The organism is Flavobacterium magnum, assembly GCF_003055625.1.
Classification (GTDB): domain Bacteria; phylum Bacteroidota; class Bacteroidia; order Flavobacteriales; family Flavobacteriaceae; genus Flavobacterium; species Flavobacterium magnum.
The window spans coordinates 1,264,833-1,287,149 of record NZ_CP028811.1 but is presented as its reverse complement, the minus strand read 5'-3'; the positions used below and the strand labels follow the sequence as shown (position 1 = coordinate 1,287,149).

Here is a 22,317-nt window from a genome sequence, read left to right as displayed (position 1 = left end):
ATATTGGCGCCTACAATTTTAACATAGATTAACGCGTTGGATTTGGGTACCGACCCCAAAATACATATTTTTACAGCCTTTTAAAAACCACCTTAATATATAAAAATTGAAAATGAGAAAATTAATGGCCGTTATGGCCGCTACCACTTTAGCAGTTTCAGGTGTTTCAGCACAAAACATGAGACTGAGCGGAAAAATCAATACTACAAACGGCGGCAGTTCGGAACTGGCTGAAAAAATCGGCAAGAAAGAATCTGCAGCAGCTACCGGTACACCATATGTCTTGCCTAATTTCGTACTGGCCCAAATCAGCAACGTCAAGGAAACAATCCTGGTGAAATACAACGCTTACAGTGACGAAATGGAAATCGACAATGGTGACGGGAAAATTTTCCTGCTCCCTAAACAGGATGATTTCAACACGGTAACGCTCAAAACCGGGACTGTTTACAGGCTGGTGGATTATAAGAACAGTGAGAACGTGAGTGCAAAAGGCTATATGGTCGAAAAGACGACGGTAAACGGTGTCACACTGCTGAAAAAGGAAAAAGTTACGCTCATACCTGAAAAACAGCCGATGAACGGTTACGGAAGTTACACGCCACCGCGCTACGACAAGCAATCGGAGGAGTATTACCTGATGCTGAAAAACAACAGCGTCGTGTCATTTCCGAAAAACAAAAAGAAACTTCAGGAACTGTTCCCTGAGCAGGCTGAGAAAATCAATACGTACCTGAAAGAAAACGACTTGTCATTCAAAAAGGAAAACGATATGGTCAAACTTACCGAGTTCCTGTCAACATTATCTTAAGTCAAGATTTGGAAGGAAAGAAAAAATCCTTTAAATAATAGGGTTCAAAATAAGCGACATCTACAGTGTCGCTTTTTTTATGGCTTTCATACGATAACCCACACATATCGATCGCCGATGGGAATACGACATCCTCAACAAAAATAATTGCATCCGAAGCGAGCACCGGCTTGCATTTCTCCGCGCAATCACCTACGACGTAAATCGGGCCGCCCCATTCCTGAAAGCTTTCAGGTGTGATCACTTCAGCACGGACCTCGCGGATTTTCTCAAATTCTGCATTGAAAACCGCGCTGTAGACTTCCATCCGCCGCGCATCGATCATCGGGATGATGCGTGCATTTCCAGGCAGTGAAAGATTTCGTAAACCCAAAGCCAGCACCTGCAAGGTATCGACTGCCATCAACGGGATGTCCAATGCATAACACAGGCCTTTGGCTGCGGAAACGCCGATGCGCAAACCCGTATAGGAGCCCGGCCCCTGACTTACGGCAATTGCATCGAGCGCCGCGTAGGCGATTCCGGCTTCACGAAGCAACTCATCGATAAACAAATGAAGTTTTTCAGCGTGGGAATAATCCTGGTCAGCGACTTCGCGGTGCAGGACCAGGATACCGTCCTTAGCTAAGGCAACCGAACAGTTTTTTGTTGCCGTCTCAATATTCAGTATATAAGCCATTATTTTTTGGACAGGTTACTTGCTTCATTTTCGTTGACGACCACGTCGCCCGAGTTGAGCTCTTTGGTAATCAGGTTATAGGGACCACTGATGATTACCTCACCGGCCTTGAGCCCTGAAAGGATTTCGATATTCGTGTCGTCCTGGATTCCGGTTTTTACAATACGGATTCTCGCCTTGTTACCCGATTTCACAAACACACATTCCAGTTTTTTGTCTGATTTTGTCGCCTGAGGCTTGGCGTCACCTTCCGGCCCCTCGACTTTTTTGACCGGAAGTGTGTCGGCTTTTACCACCACAGCACTGATCGGGATCGCCAGTACACTCGACTTGCGTTTGGTTTCAATGTCGACAGTAGCGGTCATACCCGGACGGAACGGTGAGTAACTCTCGGGCTTTCCTTCGAGCAAATCGGCATAAGACTCCTTCAGGATCCGGATCTTTACCTTAAAATTGGTAACCTGATCGGCCGTTTGTGTCGTGCTGGCCGAATTGGAAATGCTCGTCACAATGCCCTTAAATTTCTTTTTTAGGTAAGCATCCACCTCTACCCTTGCCGAGTCGCCGATGCTGATTTTTACAATGTCATTTTCATTCACATCCACTTCCACTTCCATGTTGTTCAGGTTGGCTACCCGCATCATTTCAGTTCCTGTCATTTGCTGCTGGCCTAAAACCCTTTCGCCGAGCTCTACCGCCAAACTGGAAATGGTACCATCAGCGGGTGCGTAGATTGTCGTCCGTCCGAGGTTGTCCTGTGCTTCATTGACACTCGCCGAAGCACTTTGTACGGTATAATACGCGGATTGTTTATTGGCTTTGGCCACTTCAAATGCAGAAATGGCCTTGTCCCAGTCTGATTTCGAAATAATGCCTTTATCAAAAAGTGATTTATTGCGGTCATAATTGGCCTTGGCTTCGTTAAACTGTGCATCCGCCTGGCTGAGTCCCGCTTTGGTCTGCGACAGGCCTGCGACCGTCCGGTTCAGTCCGGAAGTGTATAAATCAGGGTTGATCTTCACGAGCAAATCGCCCTTTTTCACCACCTGACCTTCTTTTACGGGCAGCGCAATGATCTCACCCGACACTTCAGGCATGATCTTGATTTCGGTTTCCGGCTGTATTTTTCCGGTGGCCGAGACGGTTTCGATAATTGTCATTTCCCTGACCGATGCCGTTTCGATGTGTTTGCTGTTGTCTTCCTTACTGAAGAACGCTTTGTAAAGCACGAATAAGGCGAGTAAAACCCCGAGCGTGATGAAGATTGATTTTTTTGACATGGTGCTTATTTTTTTGTTATCGGGATGCCGAAATAAAATTCAACGACTTTAACCCTGAAAATATAATCGTATTTGGCCCGGAGCACTTCTGACTGTGCATTGGCAAACAATGTCTGTGCCTGATTCAGGTCGAAGGCATTCATCAGTCCGACATTGAACTTTTCCTTGGCATAATTGAACGCTTCAGTCCTTGCCTCTAAGGCCGACACGGCCGCTTCATAAGAATTCAACGCGCCCTTGGCATCGGTAAAAGCAGTGTAAACATTGCGCTGCAGGTCTAACTCCTGCTGGCTGTAAGCAATTTTGTAACGCTCCAGGCTGATTTTAGAACGCGCTACGCTGTTCCTTACCGTGAAACCGTTCAGTATTGGTACGTTAAGCTGGAGGCCGAAAGAATGTCCCTTATTATCACTAAACTGGTCGAAAAGTGGCTGAGGCCCCGTCACAATTGGATTTCCATTACCATCTACGCCAATGATACGGTCGGAGTAAGAGGCCCTGGTGCTGAAGCTGTAGTAGCCGGTAAGGCTTGGCTGGAATCCCGCCCTCGCGATTTTCACGTCCTTTTCCGCAATCTCCAGATTGGTTTTGGCAATCTTAATTTCGGCCCGCTCCTCCTTGGCTTTTTCATAAATCGCATGAGGCGTTTGCATCATCGTCGGACTGTCCTGCACATCAAAATTTTCGTCGGCGATATCAAAGTTCTCATAGTCTTCGAGCTGGAGCAGCTGCGCGAGGCTCAATTTTGAAATCAAAAGCGTATTTTCTGCAAGCACCACGGCTTGTTTGCTGCCCGCGACTGTGGCCTGCGTATCGAGCAGGTCTCCGCGCGGTACAGAACCCGCGTTTACCAATTCCCGCGTGCGTGTTTGCTGTTTCTCATTATTCTGCAACAGCTCTTTCTGCACTTTGAGGTTCTCTTTGTTGAAAAGGATCTGCAGAAAAGCGTTTGCCACATTGAGCGACACGTCATCGCGCATCTTTTTAAGCTGGTACTGCGATGCGATCAGGCTGAGGCGTGCACGGCTCAGGCGGTTCTGGTTCTGCATCCCTCTGTAAATATCTATCCCCATATTCAGGCCTGCAGAGGTAAACTGCGTGGTCTGGTTTTCGAGTAAGCCCGTAGTGATGTTCTGATTTAGACCGATATTCCACGAATGCGACGCATTGGCATTGACTGACGGAAGGAAATTCCCGATGGCGTCTTTGCCGTCAATTTTAGCCGCCATGGTGTCGAGCTCGGTCTGACGGATTGAAATGTTATGCTGCAACGCATATTCCACACATTCCAGGATGGTCCATTTTTTATTTTGTGCCTGCACGGAAACACTGAAAACCAATAAAAATAATCCGATGTAATTTTTTATTTTCCTCATGTTGATGAACCACAGCGTGGTGTGCAAATTTAATTCAATTTTGGTTACGGTGGGAGAAGTTGCCCCGACGTATTGCCCTTTGCGTCATCTTTTTTTTTGCGGTCGTGGCAACACTTCGGGCGAATGTATGGGTGCGCTCGCGTTATCCTGGTGGGCAACCTGACGATTTTGTACAGAAGATGTGCGCGACTGCAAGAACTTTAGCGCTTTGTAACTATTTTTACGCAAAATTATTCAAATGAAACGCAGTACATTTTTTCATATCGCCTTACTGGTTATTTTAGTAAGCGGATGCGCATCAACTAAAAAAATTGAAACGCTGAAACCTGAACCTGACGATGCCACGCCGCTGATTTATGACAATGAGTCCTCATTCATCGATCTGCCGGTCACCATCAAGCTGAAAGATATTGAAAACCAAATCAACAAAACCCTAACCGGATTGATTTATGAAGACAATACGATCGACGACGACGATTATACCGTAAAAATCTGGAAAACAGGAAACATAACGCTGCGCAATGTTAGTGGCCGTATTGAAACCGTGCTGCCGCTGAAAGCGATTGTAAACTACCGCTACGGCCTGGGTAAGATACTTTCAGATACCCGCGAGATCACCATGAATGGCGTGGTAACGGTGTCAAGCAGCATCAAGATGTCAAACTGGAAAGTGAATTCGGTTACAGAGCTTAAATCCCTTGACTGGACCGACAGTCCCACGGTGTCTGTGGCCGGCAAGAACCTTCCGATCACTTACCTGATCAATCCGGCAATCAAGCTTTTCCGCTCCAAAATTGAAAAAAGCATTGACGGTGCCATTGACAAGTCGATGGATTTCAAGTCGAATGTACTCGATGCACTGGAAAAAATCTGTACGCCATCTGAAATGAGTGCCGAATATGAAAGCTGGCTCCGCATCGTGCCTGTCGAATTGTACGCGACCGACGCGGTGCTACAGAAAGATGCCGTAAATATGGAGATGGGGCTGAAATGTTATATTGAAACTTTGGTGGGTAAAAAACCCGAAGCCAAATTCGACCGCAACAAAATCGCGTTGAAAGCGGTTTCAAAAATGCCGGATAAGATCACCGCCAATATCGTTGCCGTATCGACCTTTAAGGATGCTTCAAAAATCATGACGAAAAATTTCCAGGGACAGGAGTTTGGTTCAGGCAATAAAAAGGTGACGGTCCAGCAGGTAAACCTTTGGCATAAGGATGGAAAAATGGTGATTGCCCTGGATTTGCTCGGCAGTGTTACCGGGACGGTTTACCTCGCGGGATTCCCACAGTACAATGATGCGACCAAGGAAATTTTCTTTGACCAGCTGGACTACGCGATCGATACGAAAAGCAAACTGCTGCGTGCTGCCAATTGGCTCGCATCGGGATATATTCTGAAGAAAATCCAGGAAACCTGTCGTTATTCCATAAAGCCCAATCTTGAGGAAGGAAAGCAGAATATCCTGAAATATATGAAAAACTATTCGCCTATGCCGGGTGTTTTTGTAAACGGAAGCGTGAGCGAAATCCAGTTTAAGAAGATGCAACTGACAAACAAAGCCATCATCGCCTTTTTAGCGCTGGACGGTAAGGTGGATATTAAGGTCGATGGATTGAAGTAGCAGCGCGAACCTGCCCGGGTTATCGACGTCCCTAAGATGCCTTTGGCTTCTTGTTAAACATGCGGTAAATCACATAACCAAGAGCGCCTACCAAAAGGTATGGAAATACCATGAGGTACACGATGCCATCGTTAACGGCTTCCCCTTTCTGACCCCCGTCCTCGGATTCAAGTACCGCGCGGCACATGGCGCACTGCGCGGCCATGGGTAATGAATTCAGAAGAAAAACGGCGGCAATCAGGACACGAACCATCCGACTCGCCCTGAAGTATTTATTAACCTGCATAATAAGGAGCAATCATAAGATATACCACCACACCGGTAATTGCAACGTAAAGCCAGATTGGGAACGTAATTTTCGAGATTTTCCTGTGCCTGTCGAAACGCTGTGCCAAGGCCCTCACGTAAGACACCAACACCATTGGGATCACGGCGATAGACAGCGTAATGTGCGTCAGCAATATGAAGTAGTACAGGTAACGAATCGGCCCCACAGCCAGTTTTTCAGCGTCATCAAGGATGTTATTATGGTCTGTATCGCCAAATTTTGTGTCGCCCGCAGTCATGTGATACGCGACGTACATGGCCAGAAACGCGACCGAACACCCAATGGCAATTTTCATCAGCCTTTCGTGCTGCACGCGATTTCCGCTTTTGATTGCCCTGACGGCAAAAATCAACAGCAGTGCTGTAACGCCGTTTATTGACGCATAAATGGGCGGAAGGAAATTCAATGGCTGTACATCAAAACCGATGTCCCTTAATTTTACAGTGAAAAGCAAGGCCACCACCAATGGAATGGCTACCGATAAAAGGACAATCCATTTGCTGTATTTTTGTTCGATTGTTGTGGTATTCTCCATTATTCTTCGAGTAAAATTTTGATATCTTCTTTTAACTGGGCAATCCCCTGCGGACTGAGTCCGTCATAGTAAACAATCGGGTTGCCGCTGTCATCGCGTCTTGATCGGATGTAGCCGTTTTTGTCAATCAGTGCAAAAAGGCCGGAATGCTCAAACCCGCCATTGCTGTTATCGGGAAGGGTGCCCGCAAAAACATTGAACCCTTTGTTCGCCAAATCGAAAATGTAGTCGCGCTTACCCGTCATCATATGCCAGTTCGCCGACGTCACACCGATCAGGTCGGCATGTTCCTTCAACACCTTCGGGGTGTCGTTGTCGGGGTTAATCGTAATCGACGCCAGTCCGAAATTCTTATTGCCCGCAAACGCGTCCTGCAGTTTCAGCATATTCGCATTCATCTTGGGGCAGATGGTTGGGCAGGTCGTGAAGAAAAACTCGAGCGCATACACTTTCCCCTTGTAATCATTGTTGGTGATCGTTTGCCCGTTTTGGTCGGTGAGTATGAAGTCGGGGGCCTTGCCTTTGGTAAACAAACCGGAGGCTTTCCCGCCAGAGCCTTCCACCATGTTTAGACGGTCGGCTTTCACGATATCACCATTCTTTACCCGTTCCACAATCTTCGGGATCACCAGAATGCCGAAAACCAATATGATGAACGAAATCCCGATATACGACTTGTTACTTGCCATGTTCCGGAGCGTTTTTAAGTTCGAGGTTGTTCTTTTTCAAGGCAGCTTTGTATTCATACAGGATGATCTTAAAATCATCAAGCATTTCGTTGCTCAGTTCTGACGGGTGAAACATGCTGTAGCCCTCCTTATATTCCTTTGGGTCTTTTCGGCCGCGCAGGTTCCGTTCCTTATCAAGGATATAAACATTCTCGGTACCGTAATCGATGTTGAGTTTGCCTTTGAGCCTAAGGGAATCAAACCACGAACTGATTTCCTTTTCATTTCCGAAAATAAAATGCCATTGCGCTATGTCGGTCGTTGCCGCCATGGCCTTGAGGATCCGCTGTACATCATGCTGCATCCCTTCCGGACAGACCACCACAAACTGAAGGTCCTTGAACGCATGGTAACGCTCATAAATTTTCTGGTTCAGATTGAAGAAATTACCGCGGTTCTTCAGGATGTCCTTACCGCCGAAACCCAACACCGTAATTTTACCGGTCAATGTGGCCTCCTGTCCTTCCATGGTTTTCCATGAAGAGGGAAAATCAGGCACTTTAGGCGTCACGGTTGGCAATTTTGAAAAACTGTTGATGCCCGAAGCGAAGAAGAGGTAGGCCACAATCGGGAGCACGAACAGCACAAAAAGGACCAGGTTTTTCTTCATCGGGAAAGGGAAATAAATGTGTTGCAAAAATAAAAAAAGGTACGCAATGCGTACCCTTTTTTCTGAATTAATATGTTGTTAAAAATTCCATTTTATCGTAGAATTCTTAAACACCTCAAATATATAATCGGCTTCGGTCAAAAGTATAAAAAGCAGATACAATACCAGGAAAATCACCGGAAGGACTACGGCCCAACGCAGGCTTGCCTTTTCGCCCTCCATGTGCATGAATGCCCATACGATATAATAGGCCTTGAAAATGGTCAGGGCGTAGAAAACCCAGTTTAAAAGGTTCATCCCAAGTAAGTGCCTCGCATGAAGTATTTCAGGTTTGTAAATACCCAATGCCACTTCAATAATGGTTACTACTGACAACAGGATGAAAACTTTCCAGATCCTGCTTGTATTTGAAGCATGCGCGCCGTGTGCCATGATAATAAATTTTAAATTTTAAACCAGATAGAAAACTGTAAATACGAATACCCAAACCAAATCCACGAAGTGCCAGTACAAACCGACTTTCTCGATCATTTCGTAGCTTCTCCTCTTCTCATAGGTACCTAACAGCACATTGAAGAAAATAATGATGTTGATGATCACACCTGAAAATACGTGGAATCCGTGGAATCCTGTAATGAAGAAGAAGAAATCGGCAAATAACTTACTGCCATATTCGTTGCGTTTCAGGTTAGCCCCTTCAACGACCAGATGCGCGTTCTCCATCCTTTTCAATGAAGCGTCACGGGTCAGGATCGCCTTGTGCTTGTGTTCTGTTGTTTTCATCAGGCCATGATCAACTGTAGCGTCGTTCATCAGGTCCTTGTTGTCCGTACGGTAGTTTACCTCGGTACGTACCCGCAACTCCGGATGTGCGATAAAAGCCGCCTGTACTTCAGACACCGAATAGGTTGACAGCGTTGGCTCGTCCATAAACCATTTTGCCCTACTCCTGGTCAACTGCTCCCTTTCCTCAGGCAACTGTACGACGAATTCCTCGAGTTTAACCCGTTCGCCCTTGTCGTTTACGAATTGCAGCAGACTGCCTCCCTTGGTTTCAATCGCCCCATATTCTCCTTTGATAAAGTTGCTCCATTCCCAGGCTTGTGAGCCCACGAAAATCAAACCACCGATAATGGTCAGGAACATGTAGAACGTAACTTTTTTCTTATTCAGCTGGTGCCCCGCATCTACGGCCAATACCATTGTCACCGAAGAAAAAATCAGGATAAACGTCATCAACGCCACATAATACATTGGTGCGGAAACGCCGTGCATGAACGGGAAGTGCGTAAACACTTCATCAGGCGTAGGCCAGGTTTCTATAAATTTGAATCTTGAAAAACCATATGCAGCAAGGAATCCTGAGAACGTCAGGGCATCTGATACGATGAAAAACCACATCATCAGTTTCCCGTAACTTGCACCTAACGGCTCATTGCCGCCGCCCCAGGTTTTCACGTTATTGTTTGCAGTAGTAGCTGTCGCTTCCATAAAAGTTATTCGTTAAAAAGTTCCCAAATTTACGTTTTTTTCTTATTTAAAGAAATATAAAAATAAAAACAGGTATAGCCACAGAAAATCGAGAAAGTGCCAGAACATCGCACCTAGCTCTAATCCAAGGGTTTGCCCCGAATTGTATTTTTGTTTAAAATGATTATAAATTACGACCAAAAGCGAAATCAATCCGCCTGCAAGGTGCGCCAAATGCACAACGACGAAAACATAGAGGAATGAAACGGTGATTTTACTCGAGCTTCCCGACGGGAAAAGCTGCCGTTCATACAGCTCATGAAATCCCGCAAACTGGAAATAAACAAAAAGTCCGCCCAGCACCAATGTAGCCAAAAGAAAAAGGCTGGTAGCACTGCGTTTGTCCTTTTGTATCGATGTTTTGGCGAGGTGAAATGTGATGCTGCTGATCAATATCAGGATGGTACTGATCGTAAAAGCCATCGGAAGATCGAAAGCCACCCAATCCTCACGTTTTTTGCTCACGATATAACCGCTTGTCAATCCCGCGAAAACCATAATCATACTGATCATAGCGAACCACAGCAGCATTTTTTTGGAACGCACGTGCTTTTGACGTTCTTCTTCTGTAAGAGTCATCTGTATCATTATCTTAAAAATTTATCTGCAATGTATATTATCTGCAATAGCGTGATGTATGCCACACTAGCCAGCATCAGCGACTTTGCGGCTTTTGCCGTGCGCAGCCTGTACAGCCGGATGCCATGGCTAAGCAGCCACAATCCCAAAATCAGGACCAGTAGGGCGGCCACCACAGAAAGCGACAATTTCGTCAGCACAAAATACGGCAGCACAAAAGGAAGCAGCGAGGCTCCAATCAGCCAGGAGGTGTACAGTATAACCTGCAATGCCGTCGTATTGTCCCGCTTTCCGGAAGGCAGCATGAAAAATCCGGCCTTCTCATAATCCTCATACAGAAACCAGCCAATTGCCCAAAAGTGCGGAAACTGCCAGAAAAACTGAATCAGGAACAAGGTACCGGCCTCAATCCCGAAATCGCCCGTCGCGGCTACCCACCCCAGCATGAACGGAATCGCGCCGGGAAACGCTCCCACGAACACCGACAATGGCGTCACCGTCTTCAATGGCGTATAAACACTCGTATACAGGAAAATAGACACGGCGCCAAACATGGCCGTTTTCGGGTTGATCAGGTACAGGAGCACCAGTCCGACGATTGTCAGCAGGCTTGCAACGAACAGTGCCATATTCGGAGACATCCTCCCGGACGGCACAGGCCTGTTTTTTGTGCGGTCCATCAGCGCATCGAGATCTTTCTCGATGACTTGGTTGTACGCATTCGACGCGCCCACCATACAGTAACCACCGACAATCAGCATGGCCAAAACACGCCAGCTAAACGGGTGCGCGTCGTCAAAACCGAGCAGATAACCCGCAATCGACGAAAACAAAACACTGATCGCCAATCCCGCCTTGGTGATTTCCTTAAAATCAAGAAAGATGGATTTGATGGAAAAAGTGTTTGCGGTCGCGCTCAAAACGTTTTTAATTAGTGGCGCAAAGGTACTTTACAGAAATCGATTCAGCAAAAATACCGGGGACAAATATTGTTGTTTTTTAAGGAGCTTTTCCGGCTGTCCGCTGTATCTTTTATTCCGTTACACTTCATAAAAGGATGCCGCTGCCATCCGGGCTATGCGATCCGTTTTCCGCTAATTTCCGGCGCATGGAGGCACTGCCGTTAATAATCGAAATACCAGTTGAACAGATCCGCACGCACGCCCACTGAAAACCAGGTGGTGTTGTCCTTAAAAGTAGTGGCAGTTTCGGTTTCGGGATCAAAGCTCCTGTAAATCAGGCTCGCAAATAATTTGAGGTTGGTCACGGGATTTATAATGTAGCCCGCTTGCAGGTCGGCGATCACGATATTGGTCTTATTGCCCTGCCCGATGGCCACTCCGGTATCAAACGGCCGTCCTTCATTGTAATTCTTGTAAATGTTCCCTCCATAATTGAATGCATCGGCAGCCGAATCAAAATCGAAGCCGCGGATGCCGTAAGTCAGCTTCGCGTCGGCAAAATACCGGCCTTTATTATATCTCGCAATCGCAATGAGTTCCCGCGCGTTACCGCCCCAGGGATGGCCCATGCTTTGGTTGTTGTGCCCGTAATTCGTGAGCGGGTCGCTGTGCGAATACACGTAGGGGCGGATCGCGTTGTATTCAAATTGAAGCAGCAGGTTGTCGATTGAAAAGGCGTTGAAGTATTTTGCACCCAGCTGTATCCCCGATTTGTTCAGCCAGCTTTTGTTCTGCTCCTTTACGGCACCCAGTGAAAATTCGTCGAGGATGAATTGCCCGTAAAAATTGATGCTGTTGCTCCATTTATATTTTCCGGTCAGTCCAAGTACAGCATTTCCGCTGCGCGCTGACGAGGTAAACTCGACCGTGCGGTAAAAAATTATCGGGTTGACGAAATTCATATCGAAGCCCCGCCCGTTGCTGTTTGTCCAAACCACCGACTCGAAAAAACCCAGGTTAATCCGTTTGTTGATGTTCCAGCTCAGGTAGTGGTTTGCCATGAATTTCGTGGCGTAAGTGCGGTCTTCCAGCACATCCTGGCGCACATCCTTGAGCCACAGATAGGTATTCGTGTACTTGATTTTCCAGAATTTTGTATTGATCTTTATGTAAGGATACGGACTTGCCGCATCCCCCAACAGTAACGACCGGTATCCATCACCGATGAAGTTCCGCCCATACCCCAGTTGGAGGTCAATGAATTTGGATGGCGTGTAGGTAATGTTGGCTTCCGCAGACGGAAAGTCGTACGCATCTGCCTTGAACCTTTTTGCAATCCCAACACCCGGAATGATCGCGGGATCACCGCCGGAGGGCTTAATCGACTCGGCATACTGGTTGAAATAACCCGCAAACCGGCCCTGGCTTTCGTAAATCGTCGAAGTGAAAACCAAATCGGTACCCAGTCCCACCTGCAGCTGCACGCCGCGGGTGTTCTGGAAAGTTGACACCGACTGCTCCCCTTTGCTCTTCCCAAGCCGCAGATCGACAATCGGATTCAGTGTCAGCCAATAGCCCTCGCCCTGGAACTGCACGAAATTCTCATCCCAGATTTTCCGGCCCCACCAACCGGTCTTGCCTTTAAGCAGCTTCTTTTCTGCGGCAGCGAGATCATAATACGCAGTAACTTCTTCGTAGGTAAACGGTTTTGAACCGGTATGATTGTTAGCCCCCACCTGATTCATTGCCGCGTCAAACCGCGCGTAATTGCTGTGGGTGAAAGGCACAAACAACCGGCTTTTCAGCAGTGGATTGTCGAATTTCCTGTACGGCAGGCTGTCGATTTCCGTGAGTTCCTTCTGCTTTGATGTTTGGGCTTGCTGTTCGGTCCGCTGCTGCGCATCCTGTGTGGCGGCTACGTTGCGCAGCGGGATGGCAATCCGGTAGGTAAACTTGCTGTACACCGGTTTGCCGTTGAAAGTCGCCGGTTTAATTTTGGGCAGCGCGGCGAAAATCCTCTTGGATTCCTTGATCAGTTCGGGGTAAATCGCATCGACGTATTGTACTTTGAATGTCCCGGTGGAATCGACTTCAAACAGTACATTGACGTTCCCTTTGTAATCATTTTGGGTCAGGTTTTCGGGCACCTTGAAATTGTTGAATACGAAATCCTGGAGTTGGGCGTAAAAACAGTCCTCCAATTCCTTGGGATTCCTGTTTTCGCAATTGGGGAACACAGGCAGCTGTTCGCTTGATTTCTGGCCGGACGCCACTCCGAAAAGCATCAGGAAAAACAAAGAAAGTAATGTATATTTCATTTTTTTAAATCGTTCAGGTTAATAGCTGCTTCCCGACACTTTTCCTTCAGCAATTGCTTTCGCGGACGATGTCCCGATGCGCTTTACCCCAAGCCGGATCATGCTGAGCGCTTCCTCTGACGTGCGCACGCCGCCGGCCGCTTTTACGGAAAGGGGCGACGCATTCTCGATCATCATCGTGATTGCAGGAATTGTTGCACCGTTGGGCAGGTTATTTTCAGTCGGATAAAATCCCGTTGATGATTTCACAAATACCGACGCGTAAAGATCTTCCTTGAAGTGGGTCAGCACGACGTTCTTGATTAGTGCCGAAAGTTTCACCACCTGCTGGTTGTCGAGCGCAGCCACTTCGATGATCCATTTTACGGTTTTCCCTGACGCGAGGCCGAGTGCCGTACATTTCAGCACTTCATCGCGTACCAGGCTACTTTCGCCGCTTTTGAACGCTTCGTAATTGCAGACAAAATCGAGATCGTCGGCGCCGTCCTCAATCGCCTTTTCGGCTTCGGCCATTTTCATTTCCACCGGGGATTTTCCCAATGGGAAATCAATAACGGTCCCGATCAATAGCTTTGAAGCCGCGTCATCGACCATTTTCCTTGCCAACGACACCATTTCAGGACGAATCATGACGAGTTTAAAACGCTCGTGTATGGCCTCCCGAATGCATTGGGTCACGACTTCCAGATTCTCAGCTTCAGTAAGTCCGGCCTGTTGCGCGGTCTTAAGGTACGTGGAATCCAGGTATTGCCTGATATCAGTCATATGCAAAAAATATATCGGTGATAAAAATAAAAAAATCCCGCCGAAGCGGGACAACTTTTTGATATTATTCTGTCTGAGTTTTCATAGGTTTCGCCAGGACGGAACATGCCAGCACGGCAATCAGCCCACCGACAGTATTGGCCGCCACATCGGCGATATCCCCGCTGCGGGTATCGGTAAAATTGGCCTGGACGATTTCGAGCAACACGCCGTACACGAATGAAAACCCGAAAGAAATGAGTAATGCCTTTCTGTTTTCGTTGCGCTTTTGGAACCGGAAATACAGGAACCATAACGCGGTGAGTCCGAAGTGAAACGTGAGGTGGCCGATCTTATCGAAATTCTTGGCGCTGACAGTCGGCAGGTCATTGAAATTGACAAGGCAAAAGTAAGTCACCAAAGCGGTCCAGCACAAAGCGGCCCAAAGAAATTTCCGTTTATGCGCCAATGAGTTCCTTATATTGGTCGGCGGTCAACAGGCTGTCGTAATCTGCTGCGTCGTCCACTTTGATTTTTATCATCCAGCCCGCTTCGTACGGGTCTTTATTGACGACTTCCGGACTTGTAGTCAATGAGTCATTGAATTCGATGATTTCGCCTGCCATCGGCAAAAACAGGTCTGATACCGTTTTTACCGCTTCCACCGTTCCGAAAACCGCATCCTTGTCTAGATGCTGATCCACGGTTTCTACTTCAACATACACGATATCGCCCAGCTCTTTCTGTGCAAAATGTGTGATGCCAACGGTTACGATATCTCCTTCAATCTTTGCCCATTCGTGGTCCTTGGTGTATCTCAGGCTGCTTGGAATACTCATTTTTGTAATTTTAGTTTATGGTTAATGCTTTTTGCAAATGTATCGTTTACGCAATTAATTCTGAAATTTTCTGCCGTTTAGTTTCCGAAATTGTACCGTAGCGTAAAACCGGCCCTGATGTTTGTTATCGGGAATGCCGTCGAAATCACCGCCTTCGAAAACGAATGGTCGTAGAAGAAAATCGCTGTCAGGTTTTTACTGAATGAATAATCAGCGGTCAGTTTCAGGTTCCAGTTATTTTGCCCCCCAGCAAGCTGGTTGTTGTCGTAGTCCAGGTGGCGTACGATGGTCTTGCTGTCACGCAATGACAAGTCGGCCTTGATATTGATGTCGCTCTTGATGACGCCCTGCGGATTATCTGCCAACGTAGAGTTGAACACCACATCCTTGATCCGGTAGCCGAGCCCAATCACGTAATCCATACCCTGTACTTCAGTGAGCAGGTTGTTGTCGAAACTCAAGGACAGTGCGCGGTCTTTCTTGACTTCAGCAGTAATTTTAACGGAGTTCTTCATTTCCATATCCACTTTCACCAACGGACTGAATGCTTCGACGAGGTTCACGTTTGACATGAGCAGCTTCGTATTAAAATTCTGACCCGGCTCCGGCGACGGCTGGTTTGGCGCATCGTCATATTCAAAATTCGAGCGGAACGAATTGATTGTGTAGGAAGCCCTGTAACCATGCTGAAGCGAAAACCGCTTGAACCGGTCCTTAAAGAACTTGTAGCGCATCAACCCGGTGTATTTCACGGTCCAGTTGGGCAGCGGAATATTACGGAACGCCTTCATTGAAACACCGCCCGCTCCTGAGCCGGTGTAAGCGGCAAGGAACGCCGGAAGCAAAACTTCCTGATTGTCTTTTTTGTAACCGATCGGGAAGCCCTGATTCGCCACATAAGTTCCGTACAACGGATCGTCGGTATTCGTCGGTATCGGGTTGGCGGCATCACCGTAACGTGGGATGCTTGCGCCATATTTCCCTGCAGCCAGGCGGTCTGCGATAATGAGCCTGTTGTCCCTGAAATCATCAAAAGCTGCCGACCCGTTTTCATCACTGCGGCTGAACGCAGTCTTAATCAACACTGTAGATATCGAATAGTTTCCGGTTGTATAAGGTGCCCTGGAATTATAGTGACCGTCATCGCCGACATCATATTGTTCAGAGTAATTTTCAGTATAGCTGCGGTTCGCAGTCCAGTCAATCTTGAAATCCGGAAACAGGTCCATCGAGGCGGTCATGTCAAGTTCCCTGTTCAGCACTTCAGTATAATTCTGGTTGAAATCCTGATAATCGGTGAGCCATCCACGCGCTGCAGAAAACTGCCGCACATCGTCGTGCAGACCGAAAACAAACCCTAAAGTAGGTTTCGAGGTTCCGAAGAACCCGACTCCAGGCAGATAACCCGGCAGCACCGTACCTGCACTTTCGGTGTAATTCACCTGCACATTCTTAAGGCTTGTGAGCACACCAATAAGCCCATCCACCAGCACATTCGGCTCCTTCTGCGGTGCGGCCTGCGTATTGGTCACTTTCTGGCCCGGCTTTGGCGCCGCCACTTTACCGGGACCTTTTGCAGGCGCTTTGGTTTTGGTCAATCCGAGGTATTTGTATAGCAGATCCAGATTCAGGGTCGTATTCAAACGGTGTGCCCCATTATTCTGGATGGTATTTCCAAGGTTGTAAAAATTACCCAGGCGGTCTTCAAAATTAGACGTTGCTTCAGACGCGCGCTGCCAGCTGTAGTCACCGGTATACGTGTAGGTGGCCTTCAGGAAGCTCAGGAACGGCAGTTTGCTCAATGGCAGCTCATAATTCAGCACAAACTGTTGCGTGTGCTGGTTCGGGTCACCGATATTCCAGTAATCGTCGTAAATGGTGTCGATGAGCAGCCCCTGGTCGTCATACGCCTTGACAATATTATTGGATGCCCCGGTGTAGTTGACCTTGAGGCTCTTGGTCAGGTTGTAGTTGAAACCGTACTGGTAGTTGAACATGAAATTCCTCCTGAACAACGGTTGCAGCGCAATGCCCTCGATGCCTTCCACCTGCCTGAACTGCTGGCGGTTGTACTGCCTGATGATCGATGAACTGAAAGTCAGGCTCGATGGCAGGTAGTTGAAATTAAAATCGCTGAGCAATTTCCAATAGCTGCTTTTCGACATGAATTTCGTTTTCTTAAATGGCTCGACAGGTTTCGGCTGGAAGTTAAAACTGTAATCCACCGTACTACGCACCTGCTGGTCTACATATTCCTCAATCTCAAAATCGTGCTTGAGGGTTTCGTTGAACGAATGCGAGAGCGTGATATTCTCCGGATCGTAGATGTGCGATTTCTGGTCGGCACTCCGTTCCTTTTTCACCCCAATAAAATTGATGCTGGTGGTTTTGGTGTACTCTATGGCACGATCCTCGATATTGGCGCGCTGGCCGACATTCGGGGTTTCATTTAGCAAAAGCGCGAGCTGGATATCCCGGTTGTACGGGTCATATTCCGGCTTGACGATTTCCTCACCGATACCGTAATTGAAAGGCAAAACAATGCCCCACTTTTTCGGAAGCAGTTTACCCAGGCTCATATTGGTTACGATACTGTATTGCTTGGCATCCTCGCGGCTCCTTTCGTTAGGGCCGTCCTCAAGTGCGCCGAAACCGATGGTGCTCATTTTACCCGTAGCCGACAAGGTCATGAAATCGGCCAGGTTCGTGTCAAGGCTTGCTACGGCAGCCATACCGCCTTTGTTGTCCATTTCGGAAAGCCGCAGTTCATTGAACCAGACCTCACCGGCAATGTTCCTTGGCGAAAGCGCCGTGCCATCAGGTTTGGTGCCGGTGTCGGTGTTGTTTTTGACGCCCACCATAATGGTCCTGACCTGCCCGAAGTTCGGATTCCCCTTAATACTCAGCGTCAGCTTATTGGGCTTGTCCGCCGCAGACGGATCCAGCTCTTCCTCAGATTTTGTCAGCACGCCATTGGCATCAAACTCATCCGGGTGGTTCATCGCATAAATCTTCAACTTGGTCAGCAGGTCCAGCTTGATGTCGATCTGGCTCTCTTCGGGCCACATTTCTTCCGCAGGCACTTCGATTGCGCTGTCATCCGGCGGGACAAGTCCTTCACGGGTCACTTTCAGCGGCAGGGCTACCTGGTAATAGTTCTCTTTCAGGTCTGTCCCGAAACGAAGCAGTCCGGAAAGTTCGTTGTCAAAAATGGGAGGGTGTTTGGCAAGCAGCTCAGCATGCATGAACATCTTGAGTTTCTTAAACTGGCGCATGTCCACATCGACATTCTTAAACACACCGCGCGCATCACCTGGCGTAAGCTCGTTTACCCGCAACGACAGCGATTGCTCGTTCTGGTTGATTACGGTATTGTTGTTGTACAATTGCTCCCGCACCACGTTCGGCGGCGTAACGTAATGGTAGGGCTGCCTGGAACCATTCTCCTGAATGTTTACGGCACTGATATCAAAAGTCGTGGCATCATCATCAGGATCGTCATTATTGGCCTCAAGCGAATTCAAATACTGCCTCCATTCCCCGCGCACGAGATCCAAGGTACCAAAACGTACCGTAATCGGTTGGGTAAACCCGGTCATGTATATCCTCATAAAGCGGATGGAGCGCAAATCTTCAATAGTTCCAACCTGCTCGCCGTTGGCGATCGGGATCTTGAACTGGATCCATTTTGTCGCTGACGTACGGTTGCCCGGCCCGCTGACACGGCTCGATGCCGGAATGACGCTGGTAACGAAATTTTCGCCCGGAATCATATTCGGCTTGATGTCGATATGGTACTGGAAGTACGCATTGAGCGTATTCATGGTATTGTCACGATTCACATCCTCGGCATCCGGCAAAGTCGAATTTCCGCGGTTGGTGTCTGACACGCCCACAGGGGAGTTCTTCTCCATCCCGTTGTAATTCTTATAGCGCTCAAGCACATCGCCGTCCGCAGTGAGGTAAAACTGGTAATCGTCAGCAGAAGGATCTTTAATCGCTCCGAAGTCCGGAAAAAATGAAGCCTCCGCAATATCATCAAGACCGTCAAGACCGACATCCTGCACGGCGCGGTTTGCGTCACTGGTATCAAAAGCGTAAATAAGGGACTGTGAAGCGGGAATCCTTCCCCATTCAGACGGAATGGTGGCCTGCTGTGAATCGGCTTCGGGAAGACCGTTTTCGTATTGTTTTTTACCGTCCCTGAGAATGTCTTCCGAAATCTCACCAAGGTTGAAGTAAATCTTACCGGTATTGCCCGGGTTGACTATCGTCGACCCGTCCTCGGCGATGTACGGGTCCATCATCCAGAACTGGATGTACTCGACATTGCTCTGCTCAAAATTGGTGGAGCTCAGCGAGCGCATAATCCCTCCGAAATTCTCTTCCGGATTGGGCAGTGTCCCGCTTACCGCAGCCGGATTGTAGTTATATGGCCCTCTTTCCTGAGGATAATAGGTCAAATCCAATGTGTTGAGGACATTCTGCTGCCCGTCGGCAATATCCTGATTGAAAAGCTCCTGGATGTACACACGCCTGGTCTTATTCAGCGCCATATCGTCATCTGAAATGCCGCCCGGCCTGTCGCTGGTGTAAAACACCGGGTCGATGGTGTACCAGGACAATTTCGCCCGTTTGTATCCGTATGAGAGGACGTCGCCAGGCGTGCCGTCGAAAACGGGATTGCTGGCCTGATTCTCTTTCACGGGAACCGAAGAAAGCGACCATGCCAGCGGTGATTTCACGTCGATGGCTGTCTGCGATCCTTCAAAATCATCGACATAAATGGTTGATTCCCCTTCAAATCGGTCGGCCTTTGGCGCATTGGGTTTGAGCCACGCCACTTCCCCGCGGAAGGAGATGTTCGAAGGCACATCGGTATCAATATTGGGTAATTTATTCACGAGCCTTGTCAGGAACGGCACTTCCGTGGAGAAATTTCCATTCAGGCCAAAAATTGTGTTGTTTACCGATTCCTGCCCGTAATTGGATTTGGTCGTAAACGGCCTTTCAGTCATTTTCAGGTAAGTGGCACCCAATACAAACTTGTCTGAAAACTTATGCTCCACGTTAATCCCGACAAACCGGCGGGTCTGCTGGCCAAAAACAGAATTGTTTTCTACCGAAATATTGATCGGTACATTCGAACTGGCCAGGGAAGGGTCGAGAATAATCACACGGCCCAGCTGGTAATTCACAGAATAATCCAATCCTTCCTGCAGCACCCTTCCACCAGCGGTGACGACTACAGAGCCTCGTGGCACATTGTACGCACCGATGGCGATACCATCACCCGCCGTGGATTTGTATTTACCGCGGAGTTCAAATTTGTTCTTTTCGCTTTCCTGTAACGCTTTGGCCTGCGTGCTGCGATACATCGTCTTGAACACGTATTTGGCCTGGTTCGCGTTGTATTCGGTAATGATGTTCGGATCCCCGTTATAATCTTCTGTAGGGCTTGTGCGGAGTTTATTAAAGAGGTATTCCCCAAAAGGCTCTACGGTGGTAAAGACGATGCGTCCGTTCTGGGAATCGACTGTAATTCCCGGGATAAAATCGAAGAAACCGTCACCAAAAGTACCGTCAGTGTTGCGCTGTGGATCGTTGGTGGCATTCAGCCTGTCTACACGGAACACCTTCAGAAGCGGAGTATTGGCCACATCAGCAGGTAAGGTGGTCGTGCCTGCGGGCGTAATGTAATTCAGTGGCGAAGGATCAGTATATAAAATGTTGAACCTGAAATCTTCCTGTTCGAGTTGCCCTCCTGGTGCCACCTGGTAAATGTTTTTCATCATCAGGTTCCAGATTGGGGTACTGAACCTCACCGGGCCCGAGGGTGTGGCCACTTCCCTTTCCACCGTTGTCAGGTTGCTTTTCAGCAGTTTCAGGATGAGGCTTTGTGTGATGATGGTCTGGTTCTGGGGAAGCGTTCCGTTTACGATGGTCGATTCCACCCCACCGTTACCGAATTCTCCGACCTGGTATACTTCATCCCCGATGGTATACTGGTAAGCCACCGCCAGAACTTCGTCATTCGCGAGGCGCTGCTGAAGCGAAATATAACCCAGCTGCGGGTGGAAGGTGAATTCTGTCGCTGTCAGCTTCCGTGCGTTTTCAAGTTTCACATAGTCCTGCCCTTCTGACACGTCAATACCGGATCCTGTCGGAAACGTGAAAGCGCCGTCATTGGTGGTTGAGATTTCCCTTATGTTGCCGTTCAGGTAGCCGTTCGTCGTGCCGATGGCTTCCGGGTCGAATTTATTGTTGGCGTTGTTCGTAGGCGTATTGGCCGGCACGTTGAAAAAGCCTGTGGGGTTGTTCAGGTTTACGATTTCGGCGTCGAGCTTATTGGGAATCTGCGATTCACCCAAATCCTGAAGCGCCACAATATTCCGAAGGTTGTTGTCCTGCGTCGTGATCCTGTTCTGCTTGTTAGTTACCCATACCTCTATCCGTGTAATCTGCACCCGGCTGTCGATATTCGGGTATGTCCTGAGGGCAGCATCATATTCATTCCTGAAAAACTGTGACAGGAAAAAGTGTCGGTCCGAGTCATAGTCGAGCGCGAACAGATCGAAATCCTGTATTGTCCCACCGCCTTGCGCGACAACGGCCTTGGTTTGTGATTTCTGTTCTGAATAGACTCCTGTAATCGTCGTTTTCCCAAATTGGAACTGTGCTTTGACCCCGAAAAGGCTCTGCGCTCCCTTAATCAAGGTGCTGTTTAAAGGCATGCTGACGTTACCAACCTCAATCTTCTGTAAAATGTCGTCTTCGGTTGGGGCGTATTCGAGCTTGATCAGGTTTTGAAACGCAAAAGTGGATTGCGTATCGTAATTCGCGTTTACATTCAACCTTGTCCCGACTTTTCCCTGCAGCGCCATGCTGATCCTCTGGTCAAAATCAAACGTGATCGACGAGCGGTTTCGGGGTGAAAATGCCGGATTGTCCTGTTTGGTATACCTGACGCCCAAATCCATCTCCACAGAACCGGTGGGTTTTACGTCGATTGTATTGCCTCCGAAAATGGTTTCGAAAAAACTGTTGTTGACGTAATATTTGGGCAGCAGGTCTTTTTTGGCCTCTTCGCTCCCCGGCTTTTTACCGTCGATGGCCTCTGCTTTTTCCTTAAAATATTTGTGCATTGCTTCCTTCATCACCAGGGCTTCATACTCTTTTGGTGTGAGGATAATCGGGTAGGTTACATTAAAAGTACCGACATTATTGGTGTAAATATAGCGGTCGGTGACTGGGTCATAAGTGTAAGATGACACCACGCTCGGCGGATTGTCCAGCTCAATCCTTCCCGGATTGTACCCTACAGTATCTTTCGGCTGTTCATTGTCCTCGTCGTCCACCTGTGCCTGAAGTCCCGGTGCTGCCAATAAAACCAGCAGGAAAATACTGATTTTCAACAGGGCATCAGTGCCTTTA

General features: G+C 48.1%; 18 protein-coding genes. 2 read left to right on the top strand and 16 right to left on the bottom strand.

What is annotated here, in order from left to right:
- The first annotated feature begins 112 nt into the window (after positions 1–112).
- On the top strand, positions 113–811 hold the full coding sequence (locus tag HYN48_RS05315) for a hypothetical protein (RefSeq protein WP_146171729.1): 699 nt from the start codon (positions 113–115) through the stop codon (positions 809–811).
- A 1-nt stretch (position 812) separates the two neighbouring features.
- Here the strand turns inward: HYN48_RS05315 and tsaB are convergent, their stop codons facing one another.
- Genes tsaB through HYN48_RS05300 form a run of 3 tightly spaced genes read right to left on the bottom strand, consistent with a single transcriptional unit; the run spans position 813 to position 4,146 of the window.
- On the bottom strand, positions 813–1,490 hold the full coding sequence (tsaB, locus tag HYN48_RS05310) for a tRNA (adenosine(37)-N6)-threonylcarbamoyltransferase complex dimerization subunit type 1 TsaB (RefSeq protein WP_108370135.1): 678 nt from the start codon (positions 1,488–1,490) through the stop codon (positions 813–815).
- Entirely contained in the window at positions 1,490–2,770 is a 1,281-nt protein-coding gene (locus tag HYN48_RS05305; protein ID WP_108370134.1) for an efflux RND transporter periplasmic adaptor subunit, read from the bottom strand. The genes tsaB and HYN48_RS05305 overlap by 1 nt, the downstream gene beginning before the upstream one ends.
- 5 nt (positions 2,771–2,775) lie before the next feature.
- Positions 2,776–4,146 carry a TolC family protein gene (locus tag HYN48_RS05300; RefSeq protein WP_108370133.1) on the bottom strand — a complete coding sequence of 457 codons (1,371 nt, stop codon included), beginning with the start codon at positions 4,144–4,146 and terminating at the stop codon, positions 2,776–2,778.
- A 238-nt stretch (positions 4,147–4,384) separates the two neighbouring features.
- On the opposite strand from HYN48_RS05300, the gene HYN48_RS05295 reads away from it, so the two are divergent.
- Positions 4,385–5,770 carry a DUF4403 family protein gene (locus HYN48_RS05295; protein WP_108370132.1) on the top strand — a complete coding sequence of 462 codons (1,386 nt, stop codon included), beginning with the start codon at positions 4,385–4,387 and terminating at the stop codon, positions 5,768–5,770.
- Positions 5,771–5,801: 31 nt separating this feature from the next.
- Here HYN48_RS05295 and HYN48_RS05290 read toward each other — a convergent pair whose 3' ends face one another.
- From HYN48_RS05290 to sov, 13 genes are all read right to left on the bottom strand, one after another.
- Positions 5,802–6,056, bottom strand: a complete 255-nt coding sequence (locus HYN48_RS05290) for a hypothetical protein (RefSeq protein WP_425433116.1) — start codon at positions 6,054–6,056, stop codon at positions 5,802–5,804.
- Positions 6,046–6,633 (bottom strand): DUF420 domain-containing protein, encoded by a 588-nt coding sequence (locus HYN48_RS05285; protein WP_108370131.1) that lies wholly within the window; start codon positions 6,631–6,633, stop codon positions 6,046–6,048. Before HYN48_RS05285 ends, HYN48_RS05290 begins: the two co-directional genes overlap by 11 nt.
- Positions 6,633–7,322 carry an SCO family protein gene (locus tag HYN48_RS05280; protein ID WP_108370130.1) on the bottom strand — a complete coding sequence of 230 codons (690 nt, stop codon included), beginning with the start codon at positions 7,320–7,322 and terminating at the stop codon, positions 6,633–6,635. Before HYN48_RS05280 ends, HYN48_RS05285 begins: the two co-directional genes overlap by 1 nt.
- A complete protein-coding gene (locus HYN48_RS05275; RefSeq protein WP_108370129.1) occupies positions 7,312–7,971 on the bottom strand; it encodes a hypothetical protein in 660 nt (219 codons plus the stop codon). The genes HYN48_RS05280 and HYN48_RS05275 overlap by 11 nt, the downstream gene beginning before the upstream one ends.
- A 78-nt stretch (positions 7,972–8,049) precedes the next feature.
- Complete coding sequence (locus HYN48_RS05270; RefSeq protein ID WP_108370128.1) at positions 8,050–8,403, bottom strand: cytochrome C oxidase subunit IV family protein; 354 nt, start codon at positions 8,401–8,403, stop codon at positions 8,050–8,052.
- Positions 8,404–8,421: 18 nt separating this feature from the next.
- Complete coding sequence (locus tag HYN48_RS05265) at positions 8,422–9,462, bottom strand: cytochrome c oxidase subunit 3 (protein ID WP_108370127.1); 1,041 nt, start codon at positions 9,460–9,462, stop codon at positions 8,422–8,424.
- 42 nt (positions 9,463–9,504) lie between these two features.
- Positions 9,505–10,089 carry a cytochrome c oxidase subunit 3 gene (locus HYN48_RS05260; RefSeq protein WP_108370126.1) on the bottom strand — a complete coding sequence of 195 codons (585 nt, stop codon included), beginning with the start codon at positions 10,087–10,089 and terminating at the stop codon, positions 9,505–9,507.
- Positions 10,089–11,000 (bottom strand): heme o synthase, encoded by a 912-nt coding sequence (gene cyoE / locus HYN48_RS05255; protein WP_181248535.1) that lies wholly within the window; start codon positions 10,998–11,000, stop codon positions 10,089–10,091. Before cyoE ends, HYN48_RS05260 begins: the two co-directional genes overlap by 1 nt.
- A 203-nt stretch (positions 11,001–11,203) precedes the next feature.
- Complete coding sequence (locus tag HYN48_RS05250) at positions 11,204–13,300, bottom strand: gliding motility protein RemB (RefSeq protein ID WP_108370124.1); 2,097 nt, start codon at positions 13,298–13,300, stop codon at positions 11,204–11,206.
- 18 nt (positions 13,301–13,318) lie between these two features.
- Positions 13,319–14,065, bottom strand: a complete 747-nt coding sequence (deoC, locus tag HYN48_RS05245; protein ID WP_108370123.1) for a deoxyribose-phosphate aldolase — start codon at positions 14,063–14,065, stop codon at positions 13,319–13,321.
- Between the two features lie 64 nt (positions 14,066–14,129).
- Positions 14,130–14,480, bottom strand: coding sequence for a VanZ family protein (locus HYN48_RS05240; protein ID WP_181248534.1), 351 nt, complete (start codon positions 14,478–14,480; stop codon positions 14,130–14,132).
- A gap of 22 nt (positions 14,481–14,502) precedes the next feature.
- Positions 14,503–14,883 (bottom strand): glycine cleavage system protein GcvH, encoded by a 381-nt coding sequence (gene gcvH / locus HYN48_RS05235; RefSeq protein WP_108370121.1) that lies wholly within the window; start codon positions 14,881–14,883, stop codon positions 14,503–14,505.
- A gap of 77 nt (positions 14,884–14,960) precedes the next feature.
- On the bottom strand, positions 14,961–22,301 hold the full coding sequence (sov, locus tag HYN48_RS05230) for a T9SS outer membrane translocon Sov/SprA (protein WP_108373384.1): 7,341 nt from the start codon (positions 22,299–22,301) through the stop codon (positions 14,961–14,963).
- Between the last annotated feature and the right edge of the window lie 16 nt (positions 22,302–22,317).

Excerpts from the sequence above, each read along its gene's own strand:
- HYN48_RS05265 (WP_108370127.1), bottom strand. The coding sequence starts at position 9,462 with ATGGAAGCGACAGCTACTACTGCAAACAATAACGTGAAAACCTGGGGC.
- HYN48_RS05295 (WP_108370132.1), top strand. The coding sequence starts at position 4,385 with ATGAAACGCAGTACATTTTTTCATATCGCCTTACTGGTTATTTTAGTA.
- tsaB (WP_108370135.1), bottom strand. The coding sequence starts at position 1,490 with ATGGCTTATATACTGAATATTGAGACGGCAACAAAAAACTGTTCGGTT.
- HYN48_RS05270 (WP_108370128.1), bottom strand. The coding sequence starts at position 8,403 with ATGGCACACGGCGCGCATGCTTCAAATACAAGCAGGATCTGGAAAGTT.
- HYN48_RS05290 (WP_425433116.1), bottom strand. The coding sequence starts at position 6,056 with ATGCAGGTTAATAAATACTTCAGGGCGAGTCGGATGGTTCGTGTCCTG.
- HYN48_RS05315 (WP_146171729.1), top strand. The coding sequence starts at position 113 with ATGAGAAAATTAATGGCCGTTATGGCCGCTACCACTTTAGCAGTTTCA.
- HYN48_RS05280 (WP_108370130.1), bottom strand. The coding sequence starts at position 7,322 with ATGGCAAGTAACAAGTCGTATATCGGGATTTCGTTCATCATATTGGTT.
- HYN48_RS05275 (WP_108370129.1), bottom strand. The coding sequence starts at position 7,971 with ATGAAGAAAAACCTGGTCCTTTTTGTGCTGTTCGTGCTCCCGATTGTG.
- deoC (WP_108370123.1), bottom strand. The coding sequence starts at position 14,065 with ATGACTGATATCAGGCAATACCTGGATTCCACGTACCTTAAGACCGCG.
- HYN48_RS05260 (WP_108370126.1), bottom strand. The coding sequence starts at position 10,089 with ATGATACAGATGACTCTTACAGAAGAAGAACGTCAAAAGCACGTGCGT.
- gcvH (WP_108370121.1), bottom strand. The coding sequence starts at position 14,883 with ATGAGTATTCCAAGCAGCCTGAGATACACCAAGGACCACGAATGGGCA.
- HYN48_RS05305 (WP_108370134.1), bottom strand. The coding sequence starts at position 2,770 with ATGTCAAAAAAATCAATCTTCATCACGCTCGGGGTTTTACTCGCCTTA.
- HYN48_RS05250 (WP_108370124.1), bottom strand. The coding sequence starts at position 13,300 with ATGAAATATACATTACTTTCTTTGTTTTTCCTGATGCTTTTCGGAGTG.
- HYN48_RS05285 (WP_108370131.1), bottom strand. The coding sequence starts at position 6,633 with ATGGAGAATACCACAACAATCGAACAAAAATACAGCAAATGGATTGTC.
- HYN48_RS05300 (WP_108370133.1), bottom strand. The coding sequence starts at position 4,146 with ATGAGGAAAATAAAAAATTACATCGGATTATTTTTATTGGTTTTCAGT.